The sequence below is a fragment of the Agromyces sp. Y782 genome (genome assembly GCF_059445405.1).
Genome location: NZ_JCAIUG010000002.1, coordinates 553,263 through 567,458 on the forward strand (window position 1 = coordinate 553,263; position 14,196 = coordinate 567,458).

Consider the following 14,196-nt stretch of genomic DNA (forward strand, 5'->3'; position numbering starts at 1 on the left):
ACGGGTCGCTGGCCCACGATCTCCTGTGTGCGGTCGAGTCGGCCGGTGCCGCGTCGTCGGAGTAGCGTGACCGCATGCATACGAGTGTCGACTCCCACGCTCCGACGGCCGAGCGGTATCGGGCCTTCGCCGAGGTCGAGTCCAGGGGCATGTCGGCGACGTACGAGGAGTGGGCTCTCGGCGTGGCGAATGATCCGGCGACGATCCGGCTCATCGACGAGCTGCCGCCCGCCAAGCGCCAACCGAATCTCGTGTTCGGCGCCGCCCGGTTCACGGGCGCGCCGGTCGGCGGGGGGTACGGGCTCTTCCGCGACTGGCTGCACGAGCATTGGGCCGAGGTGCGGGCGACCGCGCTCGATCACGCGACGCAGACGAACGAGGCCGCGCGGTGTGCACTGCACCTTCCCGTGCTCGCCGGGTTGCCCGGCCCGCTCGCTCTGCTCGAGGTCGGTGCCTCGGCCGGGCTCTGCCTCTACCCCGACCGCTACAGCTATCGCTACACGGGGCATCCGCAGCTCGACCCCCTCGACGGCCCGAGCGAGGTCGTGCTCGACTGCGCGATCGAGGGCGAGGGAGAAGTGCCGGTGCCCGCGCGACTGCCAGACGTGGTGTGGCGCGCAGGAATCGACCTCAACCCGCTCGACGTGACTCGAGCCGAGGATCTCGCTTGGCTCGAAGCCCTGATCTGGCCCGAGCACGACGACCGGCGGGCGCGGCTCCGTGCCGCAGCGCGCATCGCTGCTGCCGATCCGCCCCGCATCGTCTCCGGTGACCTCAACGAACGACTCCGCTCGCTCGCCGCCGATGCGCCGGCCGACGCGACGCTCGTCGTGTTCCACACCGCGGTGATCGCCTATCTCGAGCACGCGGCGCGTGAGCAATTCGTCGAGACCGTGCGCGACTTGCCCGGCCACTGGATCTCCGCCGAGGGTCGCTCGATCGTTCCAGACATCGTCGTGCACGACGAGGTCGGCGACGGAACGGAATTCGTGCTCGCCCTCGACGGCGAACAACAAGCGTGGGTGCAGCCCCACGGCCGTGCTCTCCGTTGGGTCGCCAGTCCCGAGGGAAGCGGTTCGCTGTGACGGCGCAGCGCTGAACACACGGCCTCCGCTGCCGCGACGTGTCACCGAGATCGCACTCACCCGCCTCCGCCCGCGGCGAGCCGCATGAGATCGGTCGTGAAGTCGACATCCGCAGTGCTCTGCTCGGCGCGAGTCGCGTTGCCCGCGAACTGGTGCTGATAGCCGCCCCAGGCGCTCTCGGCTATCGACGGGCCGACGCCGCTTCGCACGAACAGCGCCAATTCGGTCGCTGCACGTTCGATGCGGTCGCCGAGCGTCGTGGATCCCCAATCCTCGGGCGCGGCGTACAGCGACGTCGGCAGGGGGAGTGCGCGGAGGAACGCGAACAGGGGCCTGAGCTGCTCGTCAACGACCATTGCATGCCGCGCCGTGCCGGCGGTCGCGGCGAGCAGGACCGGCTTCGCGATGAGCAGGTCGTTGTCGAGCACGTCGACGAAGGACTTGAACAGGCCGCTGATCCCGGCCTTGTACACCGGGGTACTGGCGATGACGGCGTCGGCGGCCGCGAGGCGTTCGATCGCCGCCTGCAGGCGCTCGCCGGGAATTCCCGACACGATGGCTTGAGCGATCTCGACCGCCAGTGGACCGAGTTCGATGACGCCGACGGATGCCGGCCTGCCGGCCTCACGGAGCAGGTCGATGCTCTTCTGCGCGGCCCGCTCGGCCAGCAATCTGGTCGAGGATGGCTCGCTCACCCCGGCGCTCACGATGACGAGTCGCACGGGGGCGTTCGGAGCATCCGAATCGATCGGAATGTGCGGTCCAGACGACTGACCGGTCATGACGTGAACCTTTCGACGGCGTTCTGCTGCACTCCCGCTTTCGGGCCGATGGCGCCGGCGAGGAGCACGAGGCTGAGCTCACGGAGCGTGCCGAGTTGCTCGGCGTTCAGTGCGCGGGACATCACCCGGGCGACGTTCAGGGCCACATGGGCACCGACCCGCCGCTGACATTGCGCGCCTTCGGGAGTGAGCCGGATGCGATGCGCGCGGGCGTCGTCGACGTCGTCACCGCGTTCGACGAGACCACGGGCCTCGAGACGAGTGATCAGCCGGCTCATCCCGGGTTGGGTGAGCAGTACATCGTCACCCAGCTCGGTGATGCGCAAGCCGTCGGGCTCGGCCGAGAGTGCGTGGAGGACGGCGTACTCCTTCACCAGCAGGCCGTCCCAGATGTCGGCGTCGGAGAGCTCGCGGGCGATCGTCGCCTGTGCGCGGTAGTACGCCTCCCAGGCCTCGTTCGCGAGCCGGACATCGCTGATCATCTTCACGCCACCATCGGGAATCGTGCCTCGACGGCCGGGTCGCTGTCCTGGTACGGCGAGGCGCCCGAGAGGTTGTCGCCGCGGTTCGGATTCGGTCGCGGCTGGCGCGGCTTCGCATCGCCGTACTTCTCGGCGATCAGGCTCGCGTGGGTCGGGGCATCCGGAGCGCTCGGCGCGCGCCGCGCGGCCATCTCCCGTCGGAGCACCGGTACGACCTCGGTGCCGAGCAGTTCGACTTGCTCGAGCGCCATCTCGACCGGGAGTGCCATGCTGTCGACCGTGAACAGCTGGCGCTGGTAGTCGCCGAAACCCTCCTGAAAGGTGAGGGTCTTGTCGATGACCTCTTGCGGACTGCCGACGCTCAGCGGCGTTCGCGTCATGAAGTCGTCGAGCGAGCTTCCCCGGAACATGGGGTACTCCTCGAAGTAGGGGCGGAAGGCCCTCACGGCATCCTGGGAACGTTTCGCGATGAAGGCCTGACCGCCGAGACCGACGATCGCCTGTTCCTTCGTGCCGTGCCCGTAGTGCTCGAATCGCTCCCGGTAGAAGTCGACGAGCGGCTTGAAGTGCAGGTTCGGCGCAAGGATGTGATTGGCGAAGAATCCGTTGCCGTAGAACGCGGCCTGCTCGGCGATCTCGGGCGTGCGGATGGATCCGTGCCAGACGAACGGCGGCACATCATCGAGGGGACGCGGGGTGGAGGTGAAGCCCTGCAACGCCGTGCGGAACTTCCCCTCCCAGTCGACGACATCCTCGCGCCAGAGTCGGTGCAGCAGGTTGTAGTTCTCCAGCGCGAGAGCGACGCCCTGGCGGATGTCCTTGCCGAACCACGGATAGACCGGCACGGTGTTGCCGCGCCCGACCATGAGGTCGAGGCGCCCCTTCGCCACGTGCTGCAGCATGGCGTAGTCCTCGGCGATCTTCACCGGGTCGTTCGTGGTCATCAGCGTGACGGAGGTGCTCAGCACGATGTTCTTCGTCAGCGCAGCGATGTGCGCCAGCAGGGTCGGCGGTGAGGATGGCACGAACGGGGGATTGTGGTGCTCTCCGAGTGCGAACACGTCGAGCCCGACCTCGTCGGCCCGTTGTGCGACTCGCACCATGTTGGCGATGCGCTCCGCCTCACTCTGCGTGTACCCGGTGGTCGGGTCGGGGGCGATGTCCCCGACGGTGAAGATTCCGAACTGCATGGTGTCCGCCTTTCCGCGGTGTGTCTTGTCAGTCACAACAACATGACTGCGCATGTATTCCCGCGTCACACGATCTGTTCTCCTGAGTGCAGTTCGATGGGTTCGCCGGTCTCTCCTGTCAATAGGATTGGCGCATGCGCATCCACATCGCGACCGACCACGCCGGCCTCGAGTTCAGCCGCACGCTCGTCGATCACCTGACCAACGGCGGTCACGAGGTCGTCGACCATGGCCCGGCCGAATACGACGCCCTCGACGACTACCCGGCGTTCTGCATCAACGCGGCGCTCGGCGTCGCGCGCGACCAGGCCGCGGGAGTACGTGCGCTCGGCGTGGTCTTCGGCGGTTCGGGCAACGGCGAGCAGATCGCGGCCAACAAGGTGCGGGGCATCCGTGCCGCCCTCGTCTGGAGCATGGACACCGCGATCCTCGCGCGCGAGCACAACGACGCCAACGTCATCTCGATCGGCGCCCGCCAGCACACGGTCGAAGAGGCCATCCGCTACATCGACGCGTTCCTCGCCGAGCCGTTCTCGGGTGATGAGCGGCACGTGCGACGCATCGCGCAGGTCGCCGAGTACGAGACGACGGGTGACATCGCGGGCAAGGGCGTCGACGTTTCGACGGACTCAGCGGCCACTGCGGAGTAGGAAAGCACCGTGCCCGAGGGTCACTCCGTACACCGCATCACCCGGCAGTTCGAACGCAACTTCGTCGGGCACGTCGTGCACGCGTCGAGTCCGCAGGGCCGGTTCGCCGTCGGGGCGGCCGAGATCGACGGGCGACGGATGACGGATGCCCGTGCCGTGGGCAAGCAGATGTTCCTCGGCTTCGAGGGCGATGTGTGGCTGCGCGTGCACCTCGGCATGTACGGTGCGTGGGACTTCGCGGGCGACATTCTGATGGATGCGACGATCGCGTCGGCGAACGGTCGCATGGGCCAGACGAACCAGCAGGGGACGTTCCTCGATGGGTCGAACCCCGATGCAGTCGTGTTCGACACTGCGGGTGAGAACTCGCTGCAGTCCATCGGCGCGCCTCGCAAGACCCGCTTGCGCATGTCGGAGTCCGAGAAGGAGGGGAACGAGCTCACGACGTTTCCCCCGGAGCCTGTCGGCCAGGTGCGGGTGCGCCTGCTCACCGACACGATCTGCGCCGACCTGCGCGGGCCCACCGCGTGCGAAGTGCTCGACCCCGCCCAGGTCGAGGCCGTCGTCGGCAAGCTCGGCCCCGACCCGCTGCTCGACTCGGGGCCTGAGGTCGAAGAACGCTTCACGCGCACGATCCTGAAGAAGGCCACCCCGATCGGCCTGCTGCTCATGGACCAGAACGTCGTCGCAGGCATCGGCAACGTCTACCGCGCCGAGCTGCTGTTCCGCGCCAAGCAGAACCCGCATACGCCGGGCAAGCTCGTGCCCGAAGAGCACGTGCGCCACTTATGGCGCGACTGGGCGAAACTGCTGCGCATCGGTGTCGAGACCGGACAGATGATGACGATGGACGATCTCGACCCCGAGGCCTACCGCGCCGCGATGGCGAACCGCGCAGACCGGCACTGGGTCTACAAGCGCGAGGGCCTGCCGTGCCGGGTCTGCGGCACGAACATCGTGCTCGAAGAGATGGGCGCCCGCAAGCTCTACTGGTGCCCGTACTGCCAAGCCTGACCATCGTTCGCTCGTCGAGTACCGCAGCCGTTCGCTCGTCGAGTAGCGAAGCGTATCGAGACCGAGGAAGCACATGAGACAGAACCCCAGCTTCACCCTCGCGAGCGAGGACGGCGTGAAGCGCCTCATCCGCGAGCACCCGTGGATGACGATCGTGAGCCAGACGGATGCCGCGGGGCTCGTCGCATCCCACTACCCGGTGCTCCTCGATGAGACCGCCTCCGGCATCGTGCTGCTCACGCATGTCGGCCGGCCCGACGAGGTCGTCCACGAGCTCGGACGCCACGAGACGATGGTCATCGTGCAGGGGCCGCACGGCTACATCTCGCCCGGTTGGTACGACGCGAATCCCGCGGTGCCGACGTGGAACTTCGTCACCGCGCATCTCTACGGCACGCCCGAGCTGCTCTCCGCCGACGAGAACCTCCGGGTGCTCGAAGCACTCGTCGACCACTTCGAAGACCCGATGCCCGAGCCGCGGCGCATGCGCGGCACCGCCGAGAACTCGGCCTACGCCGATCGCATCTCCGCGGGCACCGTCGGCCTCCGCATTCCCATCACGCGGTTTGTCGCGAAGAACAAGATGAGCCAGAACAAGCCTGCAGAGACCGTCGATCGCATCATCGACGAGCTCGAGGGCGACGGCCCGTATGCGAGCCCCGCGCTCGCCGCAGAGATGCGCCGTACACACGAGACCCTTCGGGCGGCTCGGGCGTGAGTGCTCCGGTCACGACGGGCGCCGCGGATGTCGCCGAGTCGCTGCTGCTCACCGGAGCCCGGTTGCCCGGCACCGACGGGCTCGTCGATCTCCACCTCGACGGAGGCCGCGTCGCCGCGGTGATCCCTGCCGGGGCCCCCGCGCCACGTGGCATCCGTCGTCTCGACCTCGACGGCCGCTTCGTGCTGCCCGGCCTGCACGACCGGCACGTGCACTTCTCCCAGTGGGCGATGGTGTCGCGCCGCCTCGATCTCGCCGGGGCCGAGTCGGCTGCCGCCGTCGCACGCCTGGTGGCGGCATCCGTCGCCCGAGGTGCACATGAGGTGATCGGATTCGGCTATCGCGACGGACTCTGGGCCGATGCGCCCACCCGCGATGCGCTCGACGCCGTCTCGGGTGACGTGCCGGTCGTGCTCGTCGCGGCCGACCTGCACTCGTGCTGGCTGAACACCGCTGCGCTGCGGCGGCACGGAGTCGAGTCGCTCGCCGGGCAGAGCGGAGTGGTCCGCGAAGACGACTGCTTCCGCGTCGTGCGGCAGCTCGACGACATCGCCGACGAGGTGCTCGACGAGTGGGTCGCCGAGGCCGCGCGAGAGGCCGCGGCTCGCGGTGTGGTCGGCATCACCGACTACGAGATGCGGTGGAACCGCGACGACTGGGCCCGACGCGTCGGTGCAGGGGCCGACGAGTTGCGTGTCTCGTTCGGCGTGTACACGCAGCACCTCGACCGCGCGATCGATGAGGGCCTCCGCACCGGCGACATCGTGCCGGCCACCGCGGGTCTCGTCACCGTCGGCGGGTACAAGGTCATCACCGACGGCTCGCTCAACACGCGAACCGCCTGGTGCTTTGACCAGTACCCCGGTGTCGGGCCGTCCGACCACCCCTACGGGCTCGCGACGGTGACGTACGACGACTTGGTGCGACACATGCGCCGAGCACACGAATCGGGTCTCACCCCGGCCGTGCACGCCATCGGCGACCACGCCAACGCACGCGTGCTCGACGCCTTCGACGAGGTGGGATGCACCGGATCGATCGAGCATGCCCAACTCCTGTGTCGCGACGACATCGCACGCTTCGCACGCCTCGGTGTCGTCGCGAGCGTGCAACCCGAGCACGCGATGGACGACCGCGACGTCGCCGACTGGCACTGGGCGGGTCGCACCGATCGGGCGTTCGTGCTCGCGGAGCTCGCGGCGGCGGGCGTCGAGCTCGCGCTCGGTTCCGATGCGCCGGTCGCACCACTCGACCCGTGGGTCGCGATCTCGGCCGCGGTCGGTCGGGCCCGTGATGGTCGCGAGCCCTGGCATCCCGAGCAGGCGATCGAGGCACGAGCCGCGCTCGCGGCATCGACCGGCGGCCACGGCACGGCGGTGCAGGTCGGTGGGGCGGCCGATCTCGCCATCGTCGAGATCGACCCGTTCGAGGCATCCGTCGACGAATTGCGCCGGATGCCGGTGGCAGGCACCCTCCTCGCCGGCCGCTTCACGTTCTCGTCGATCTACTGAGGCCGCAGCGCGCGATCACCCGCGATCCCCCGCGCGCCATCGCTGGGCGAGCGGGGGAAAACCCCCGATGCGATCGGGGCGTGCACCGGCTGGGTTGCCGGCCTCGACATCGCGAGGCTGGAGTCATGCTTCAGACACGCCTCCGCAGACCCCGTGCCGCGCTCGGATCCGCGCTCGCCGCAGTCGCGGCCGGCGGGCTCATCGCGGTGGCCTTCGCCGGGTGCAGCAACGCCGGTCCGGGTCAGGTCTCGACGGTGGGCGAGGTCGAGTTCGACAAGCCGCTCGCGATCCCTCCGCTCGCCGAGGCGACCGTCGACGCCGACGGCACTCGCGTCTTCGCGCTCGACGCGCAAGCGGGCGAAACCGAGTTCGAGCCGGGCCGGCCCAGCAACACCTGGGGTTTCAACGGCAGCCATCTCGGCCCGACGATCGTCGCCAAGCGCGGCGAGCACGTACGCGTCGACGTCACGAACTCGCTCGAGGAACCGACGACCGTGCACTGGCACGGCATGCACCTGCCTGCGGAGATGGACGGCGGGCCGCACCAGATGGTCGACCCGGGTGGCACATGGTCGCCCGAGTGGGACATCGACCAGCAGGCGGCCACCCTCTGGTACCACCCGCACCCGCACGGCGAGACCGAAGACCACGTCTCACGTGGCCTCGCGGGAATGTTCATCGTGCAGGACGACGCCGAGGCCGCTCTCGGCCTCCCGCGCGAGTACGGCGTCGACGACGTTCCCGTGATCGTGCAGGACACCGGTTTCTCGGCGGAGGGGCGGAAGGAACCGAACCCCTACGGATACGCCGGGGGACTCGGCGACGAGCTCATCGTCAACGGCACCAGAGGCCCGTATCTCGACGTGAACGACGAGCTCGTCCGGCTCCGGCTCCTGAACGCCTCCACCGCCCGCAGCTATGCGTTCACGTGGAGTGATGAGCGGCCGGTGGAACTCATCGCGACTGACGGCGGGCTGCTGGAGGCATCCGTCGAACTCGATCATGTGCGTCTGTCGCCGGGGGAGCGCGCCGAGGTGCTCGTGCGCGTGACTCCTGGCGAACGCCTGGTTCTGCAGTCGCGTATGACCCCTGAGATCGCCGCGCTCGTGGCGCCGATCGCTGCGACGAACGGCGGCACGGACTCGTATGACGTGCTCGAGTTGCGCGCCGCCGACGCACTCGACCCGGCCCCCGCCGTGCCCGAACGGCTGAATACGATTCCCGAGTTCGACGAGGCCGAGGTTGCGACCACACGAACCTTCGAACTGAACGACAGTTTCGAGATCAACGGCGACTCGATGGACATGGGCCGAATCGACGCGACCGTGACGGTCGACACGCTCGAGCGGTGGGTGGTCGAGAATGCGACCAATCTGCCGCACAGTTTCCACGTGCACGACGTGCAGTTCCGCATCGCATCGATCGACGGCGCTGCACCACCGCCCGAGCTCGCGGGCTGGAAGGACACGATCTTCACCGAGCCGAACACCGAGTACGAACTCCTGATGCGCTTCGAGGACTACACCGACCCCGATACGCCGTACATGTACCACTGCCACCTGCTGTGGCACGAAGACCAGGGCATGATGGGCCAGTTCGCCGTCGTCGAACCGGGCCAGCGTGCGACGATGACTGAAGGAACCCACCATGAGCACTGAAACCATCACTCCCCCCGCGCCCGCGGCCGGCCCCACGGATGCCGCGGCGATGCGCCGCAGCTACTGGTCGCTGTGGGCCACGGCGCCACGGGAGTTCGGCTTCCTCATCCTCACGATGCCCATCGCGATCGCGGGCCTCGTGCTGCTGTCGACGACCTTCTTCACCGGGCTCGGGCTCATCGTCCTCGTCTTCGGCGTCTTCATCCTCGTCGCGTCGTTGTTCATGGCACGCGGCTTCGGCACTCTCGAACTCACGCGCCTTCGCGGGGCGGGGCGGCACCCGATCGCCCGACCGCCATGGGAGCGGGCCGACCGCGACCGGGGCTTCTGGCGCACGATATTCGCACCGTTCATCGAAGGCCATTACTGGCTGTACCTCCTGCACGGCATGGTGATCAACCCGATCGTGAGCGTCGTCACGTGGAGCGTCACCGTCGCATGGACCTCCGTCGCACTCGGCGGCACAACCGGCTGGATCTGGCAGCGGTACATTCCCGTGGGCCGTGGCGATCAAGACTTCTGGCTCTACGACGTCGTCGTCGACTGGCTCTTCCCCGGCAACACGATGAGCGTCGATCCGCGAGTGGGTGAAGCGATCTTCGAATTCGTCATCGGCCTCATCTTCCTCGCCACGCTGCCGTTCGTCTTCCGCGGCCTCACCCTGCTGCACGACGTCATCGCGCGCGGCGTGCTCGGCGCATGGCGCTCCGAGGCTCTGGAGCGCGAGGTTGCACAGCTCTCCGCCTCCCGCGGCGCGGCCGTGCAGGCCGAAGACGCCTCGCTTCGCCGCCTCGAGCGCGACATCCACGATGGCCCGCAGCAGCGGCTCGTGCGACTGCAGATGGATCTCGCCGCCATCGAGCGCAAGCTCGAGCGCGACCCGGACTCGGCGCGTGAACTCCTCGGCGAGGCCCGCGAGCAGGCTCGCGAGACGCTCGACGAGCTGCGAGCTCTCTCGCGCGGCTTCGCACCGCCGATCCTGCAGGACCGCGGTCTCGCCGTCGCACTTCAGTCGCTCGGAGCGCGGAGCCCCATTCCGGTGACGATCGAGATCGCTCTGCCGACGGATGCCGCGCTGCCGGCGCCGATCGAACGCAACGTCTACTTCGTCGCCGCCGAGCTGCTGACGAATGCCGTGAAGCACGCGGAGGCCACCGGAATCCGTCTCTCCGTCTCGACACGCGACACCGGGCCGACGGGCCACTGGATCGACCTCTGGGTGACTGACAACGGGCGCGGCGGCGCAACGCTGGCCACGGGCCACGGGCTCGCCGGACTGCAAGATCGGGTGCAGGGCCTGCGCGGCATGTTCGTCGTCGACAGCCCCGTCGGCGGACCGACGACGATCGGCGCGCACATCCCGTACGTGCCGCTCGAGTCGCCACCTTCGTCGGTCGAGTAGGCCGCATCTTCGTCGGTCGAGTAGGCCCGCCAGGGCCGTATCGAGACCTCGCAACTTCGTCGGTCGAGTAGCCCAGTGTGATAGTTGGTCGAGTAGGCCCGCCAGGGCCGTATCGAGACCCCGCAACCCGATCTCGGACCCCTGCACTCGACCGCCGATGCCGCCGCTAATGTTGGGGGAATGACCGACCGCACGCCGCTTCGAATCGTGCTCGCCGAAGACTCGGTGCTCTTGCGGGAAGGCCTGGTGCGTCTCTTCGATGAGGCCGGCTTCGAGACGGTCGCCGCGTACGGCGAAGCCGATTCCCTGCTCGCAGCGATCGACGAAACCCGGCCCGACCTCGCCGTGCTCGATGTGCGCATGCCGCCGACATTCCGCGACGAGGGAGTGCGCGCGGCTCTCGAACTGCGTCGACGCATGCCGAAGGTCGGGGTGCTGCTGCTCAGCCAGTACGTCGAGGGCACTTACGCGCACGAGCTGCTCTCATCGGGCGAGGGTGGCATGGGGTACCTCTTGAAAGATCGCGTGGCCTCTCTCGACGAGCTCGAAGACGCGGTCGAACGCGTCAGCCAGGGCGGCACCGTGCTCGACCCGCAGGTCGTGCGAGAGCTGCTTGCGCGTCGCAGCGACCCACTCGAGTCGCTGACCCCACGCGAGCGCGAGGTGATGACCCTCATGGCCGAGGGCCGCACCAATGCCGGCATCGCCAAGCAGCTGTTCATCGGCGTCGGAGCCGTGGAGAAGAACGTCACCTCGATCTTCCAGAAGCTCGGCCTCGAAGACTCCGGCACCGACCACCGCCGCGTGCTCGCGGTGCTCACCTGGCTGCAGCGCTGATCACCGCTGGTCGTCGCAGCCGTGAGACGAGTCGGGCCCGGGTGCATCCGCCGTCATATCGGCATTCTGCACCCGGGCCCGTCAGGCCGCCATCGCGCGTTTACTTCACGGCGACGTGCGAGAAGAGGAACCAGCGGTCCTTGTCGAGCCCGCGGCGGATCTCGATCACGACGTCTTGACTCACCGGGTCGAGCTCGTCGAGGCCCTCGATCGCTTCGGCGACCTTCTCGGCTGCGAGGTCGATCTGCGCGACGACGTCGGCGATCGCCTCGTCGTAAGGCTGGAAGCCGAGCTTCGGGTTCACAGCTCCGCTCTTGTCGGAGACGGACTTCAGGCGGCCGTCGACGGGCAAGCCGAGGGCGACCACCCGCTCAGCGGCGAGGTCGGCCCAGTCCTGCGCGTGCGCCACGACCTCGTCGAGCAGTTCGTGCACGGCGATGAAGTTCACCCCGCGTACGTGCCAGTGCGCCTGCTTGCCGTTGACGGCGAGCGCGATGAGCTCCTGCACGACGGGCGTGAGGAACTGGGCGACCCCCGAGGCGACGTCGGCGTTCGCGCCGGTCTTCGGGGTCTTGGGAGCGATCTTGGTATCGGTCATGTGGTCCACCTTCCCTGGAGCGTATGTCTTCCTCAACGCTACGCGGATGCCTGCGTATTTCAAGGAAGGGAAGGCTCGGCTGAGGAGGGGTTGACAAGGCGTCATTCACTGACTGGGACAGTGCTACTCAACGGCGAGCGTTCGGGGTATCTCATGCCGGAGAGCCGCGGTGGTCGGTGCGACGGTCGCCGCGAGGGTGAGCGCTAGGCCGCCACCGGCGATCAATGCGATGGTTCCGAACGACACTACGGGGAACGGCAGTGCGAGCGCGGCGGCGACGATGAGACCGCCGATGACGGTGGCGAGTGCGCCGAGGATGGCCGCAGTGACGGTGAAGATGACGGCCTCCCAGATCGCGGTGAGGATGATTCCGGTGTGCGTTGAGCCAGCCGCCTGGACGAGTGCGAACTCGCGTTCGCGTGCGTGGCCGGACATGAACACGGTCGCGGCAGCGGCAACGGCGGAGAGCAGGAGCGGGCCGCCGAGGAGGATCACGACGCCTTCTGGCGCAAGATCGAATCCCTCGTTGGTGCCGGTTCGCGTGGCTTGGCCTGCGGCAAGTGTCGCGCCGGTGGTGTACAGGCCGCCGGCAAGGGCGATGGCGACCATGAGCGGGCCGATCGCGGCGCTGGACTGGCCGAGTCGGTGGCTGGCGGTGTTGCGTGCGAGAAACCACGACGCCGATGCCCTCGCCGGCAGCAGCGACGTCCATGCTCGAAGGACGATCGGGAACACGACGGGTCCCGCTGCGGCGAGCGCCGCCGCGATGAGTGGCGTGAACAGGATGGCTTGGCCGGAAAGCGCGGACATCGACGCGCTTCCGTCGAGGTTCATCGCCAGCGCGGTGGTGCCGGCGAAGATCGCTGCAGTGAGGACGATACGGACCCGCCCCATCTTGATCTGGGGCGGGTCCGCGTCGCGCAGCGCCTCGATAGGAGGGGTGCGACTGGCCCGGCGTGCGCCGCGGAGCCCGCCGAGGAGCACGACCGTGGTGATCCCAGCGGTCACCACGAGCACACTGACAAGTCCCAGGTGAAGAGTGATGCCCTGCATCTGCTCCCAATCACTGAACGCCCACGTGAACAGCGGGCCGAATGTCGGGATCGCCACTATGCATCCGATCAGCGCGCCGATGATGCCGACGATGGCGAGCTGAGCGAGCACCACCAGCGCGACAAGGACAGGTCGGATACCGACGAGTTGCCACAGGGCATAGCTGCGCTGTTGCAGGGCGACGGTGAGGTTCGCGGTCGAGCTGAGCACGATGAGCGCGGCGACGGTGGTGAACATGATGACGGCGGCGCTGGTGCTGGCAAGCCCTTCCTGTATGCGGCCGCCATGGACCGCGCCGGTCTCGATGAGTCCGGCGGCAATCGCGGAGACGAAGCCGGTGGCGACGGTTACGGCGACGATGCCGAGCCACACCCGGCCGTGAGCGGCCAGATCGGACAAGATGAGCCGGATCACGCGGCGACCCCGGCGAGAGTGATTGCCTCGAGTACCTGTTCGGGAGCCGGATGGCGGAGTTCGCTGTGGATGAGGCCGTCTCGCAGTACCAGCACGCGGTCGGCGAGGGCGGCAGCTTCGAGGTCGTGCGTGACGACGATGACCGAGCGGTGGTCACCGGCTGCGCCACGTAGGAGCCGGAGCACGTCGGCGCCGGTTGCGGTATCGAGGGATCCTGTGGGCTCGTCGGCGAACACGAGGTCGGGGCGCATGGCGAGCACGCGGGCGATCGCGACACGCTGCTGTTGCCCGCCCGAGAGCTGCCCAGGCCTGTGGCGGCCCCGGTCAGTCAGCCCGACTTCGGCCAGCACGCGATCGATGCTCGCCCGGTTCACCCCCCGGCGGGCGAGTCGCGCAGGCAAGGCGATGTTCTCCCGGGCGGTGAGGGAAGGGATGAGGTTGTAGGACTGGAACACGAAACCGACATGCTTGCGACGAAGAGTGGCGAGTCCACCGCGCCGGAGCGTGCGCAGTTCGCGCCCGGTGAGTTGAACGGAGCCGGAGTCGTAGGGTTCGAGCCCGGAGAGGCAGTAGAGCAGGGTGGACTTGCCGGAGCCGGAGGGTCCGACGATGCTGACCATCTCGCCGGGATGAACGTCGAGGGAGATCCCGCGCAGCACCGGCACGCGGGGTTCCTTCGGCCCGACTCCGGGGAAGGTCTTGTGCAGGTTCTCGGCGCGAATGAGCGGTTCGGTCACACTCCCTATTGGATGCGACGGCCGGGACGGGCGCGAGGGGGCGAGGTGGAGAGTCGGGCTAGAGC

General features: G+C 68.3%; 14 protein-coding genes. 8 read left to right on the forward strand and 6 right to left on the reverse strand.

Going from position 1 to position 14,196, the window contains the following annotated elements:
* Positions 1–74: 74 nt before the first annotated feature.
* Positions 75–1,085: a DUF2332 domain-containing protein gene (locus AC1C2S_RS16760; RefSeq protein WP_495353742.1), complete on the forward strand. Its 1,011-nt coding sequence runs from the start codon at positions 75–77 to the stop codon at positions 1,083–1,085.
* 56 nt (positions 1,086–1,141) lie between these two features.
* Here the strand turns inward: AC1C2S_RS16760 and AC1C2S_RS16765 are convergent, their stop codons facing one another.
* Genes AC1C2S_RS16765 through AC1C2S_RS16775 form a run of 3 tightly spaced genes read right to left on the reverse strand, consistent with a single transcriptional unit; the run spans position 1,142 to position 3,539 of the window.
* The gene (locus AC1C2S_RS16765) at positions 1,142–1,867 is read right to left on the reverse strand and encodes a CE1759 family FMN reductase (RefSeq protein ID WP_495353743.1); all 726 of its coding nucleotides are present in this window, start codon (positions 1,865–1,867) and stop codon (positions 1,142–1,144) included.
* Positions 1,864–2,349, reverse strand: coding sequence for a MarR family winged helix-turn-helix transcriptional regulator (locus AC1C2S_RS16770; RefSeq protein WP_495354414.1), 486 nt, complete (start codon positions 2,347–2,349; stop codon positions 1,864–1,866). Before AC1C2S_RS16770 ends, AC1C2S_RS16765 begins: the two co-directional genes overlap by 4 nt.
* Before the next feature lie 2 nt (positions 2,350–2,351).
* The gene (locus AC1C2S_RS16775) at positions 2,352–3,539 is read right to left on the reverse strand and encodes a CE1758 family FMN-dependent luciferase-like monooxygenase (protein ID WP_495353744.1); all 1,188 of its coding nucleotides are present in this window, start codon (positions 3,537–3,539) and stop codon (positions 2,352–2,354) included.
* A 134-nt stretch (positions 3,540–3,673) separates the two neighbouring features.
* Between AC1C2S_RS16775 and AC1C2S_RS16780 the strand changes: the two genes are divergently transcribed.
* The 7 genes from AC1C2S_RS16780 (at position 3,674) to AC1C2S_RS16810 (ending at position 11,329) form a co-directional block, all read left to right on the forward strand.
* On the forward strand, positions 3,674–4,189 hold the full coding sequence (locus AC1C2S_RS16780; protein WP_495353745.1) for a ribose-5-phosphate isomerase: 516 nt from the start codon (positions 3,674–3,676) through the stop codon (positions 4,187–4,189).
* Between the two features lie 9 nt (positions 4,190–4,198).
* Positions 4,199–5,203, forward strand: a complete 1,005-nt coding sequence (locus tag AC1C2S_RS16785) for an Fpg/Nei family DNA glycosylase (RefSeq protein WP_495353746.1) — start codon at positions 4,199–4,201, stop codon at positions 5,201–5,203.
* 73 nt (positions 5,204–5,276) lie between these two features.
* Positions 5,277–5,921: an FMN-binding negative transcriptional regulator gene (locus AC1C2S_RS16790; RefSeq protein WP_495353747.1), complete on the forward strand. Its 645-nt coding sequence runs from the start codon at positions 5,277–5,279 to the stop codon at positions 5,919–5,921.
* On the forward strand, positions 5,918–7,432 hold the full coding sequence (locus tag AC1C2S_RS16795) for an amidohydrolase (RefSeq protein ID WP_495353748.1): 1,515 nt from the start codon (positions 5,918–5,920) through the stop codon (positions 7,430–7,432). The genes AC1C2S_RS16790 and AC1C2S_RS16795 overlap by 4 nt, the downstream gene beginning before the upstream one ends.
* 125 nt (positions 7,433–7,557) lie before the next feature.
* Positions 7,558–9,090, forward strand: coding sequence for a multicopper oxidase family protein (locus tag AC1C2S_RS16800; protein ID WP_495353749.1), 1,533 nt, complete (start codon positions 7,558–7,560; stop codon positions 9,088–9,090).
* Positions 9,080–10,492 carry a sensor histidine kinase gene (locus AC1C2S_RS16805; RefSeq protein ID WP_495353750.1) on the forward strand — a complete coding sequence of 471 codons (1,413 nt, stop codon included), beginning with the start codon at positions 9,080–9,082 and terminating at the stop codon, positions 10,490–10,492. The genes AC1C2S_RS16800 and AC1C2S_RS16805 overlap by 11 nt, the downstream gene beginning before the upstream one ends.
* 180 nt (positions 10,493–10,672) lie before the next feature.
* Positions 10,673–11,329 carry a response regulator transcription factor gene (locus AC1C2S_RS16810; RefSeq protein WP_495353751.1) on the forward strand — a complete coding sequence of 219 codons (657 nt, stop codon included), beginning with the start codon at positions 10,673–10,675 and terminating at the stop codon, positions 11,327–11,329.
* A 100-nt stretch (positions 11,330–11,429) separates the two neighbouring features.
* Here the strand turns inward: AC1C2S_RS16810 and AC1C2S_RS16815 are convergent, their stop codons facing one another.
* The 3 genes from AC1C2S_RS16815 to AC1C2S_RS16825 form a co-directional block, all read right to left on the reverse strand.
* Positions 11,430–11,927 (reverse strand): Dps family protein, encoded by a 498-nt coding sequence (locus AC1C2S_RS16815; protein WP_495353752.1) that lies wholly within the window; start codon positions 11,925–11,927, stop codon positions 11,430–11,432.
* Between the two features lie 123 nt (positions 11,928–12,050).
* Complete coding sequence (locus AC1C2S_RS16820; protein ID WP_495353753.1) at positions 12,051–13,394, reverse strand: FtsX-like permease family protein; 1,344 nt, start codon at positions 13,392–13,394, stop codon at positions 12,051–12,053.
* The gene (locus AC1C2S_RS16825) at positions 13,391–14,131 is read right to left on the reverse strand and encodes an ABC transporter ATP-binding protein (RefSeq protein WP_495353754.1); all 741 of its coding nucleotides are present in this window, start codon (positions 14,129–14,131) and stop codon (positions 13,391–13,393) included. The genes AC1C2S_RS16820 and AC1C2S_RS16825 overlap by 4 nt, the downstream gene beginning before the upstream one ends.
* Between the last annotated feature and the right edge of the window lie 65 nt (positions 14,132–14,196).

Coding starts and splice junctions, on each gene's coding strand:
- AC1C2S_RS16760 (WP_495353742.1), top strand. CDS start 75: ATGCATACGAGTGTCGACTCCCACGCTCCGACGGCCGAGCGGTATCGG.
- AC1C2S_RS16765 (WP_495353743.1), bottom strand. CDS start 1,867: ATGACCGGTCAGTCGTCTGGACCGCACATTCCGATCGATTCGGATGCT.
- AC1C2S_RS16770 (WP_495354414.1), bottom strand. CDS start 2,349: ATGATCAGCGATGTCCGGCTCGCGAACGAGGCCTGGGAGGCGTACTAC.
- AC1C2S_RS16775 (WP_495353744.1), bottom strand. CDS start 3,539: ATGCAGTTCGGAATCTTCACCGTCGGGGACATCGCCCCCGACCCGACC.
- AC1C2S_RS16780 (WP_495353745.1), top strand. CDS start 3,674: ATGCGCATCCACATCGCGACCGACCACGCCGGCCTCGAGTTCAGCCGC.
- AC1C2S_RS16790 (WP_495353747.1), top strand. CDS start 5,277: ATGAGACAGAACCCCAGCTTCACCCTCGCGAGCGAGGACGGCGTGAAG.
- AC1C2S_RS16800 (WP_495353749.1), top strand. CDS start 7,558: ATGCTTCAGACACGCCTCCGCAGACCCCGTGCCGCGCTCGGATCCGCG.
- AC1C2S_RS16805 (WP_495353750.1), top strand. CDS start 9,080: ATGAGCACTGAAACCATCACTCCCCCCGCGCCCGCGGCCGGCCCCACG.
- AC1C2S_RS16810 (WP_495353751.1), top strand. CDS start 10,673: ATGACCGACCGCACGCCGCTTCGAATCGTGCTCGCCGAAGACTCGGTG.
- AC1C2S_RS16815 (WP_495353752.1), bottom strand. CDS start 11,927: ATGACCGATACCAAGATCGCTCCCAAGACCCCGAAGACCGGCGCGAAC.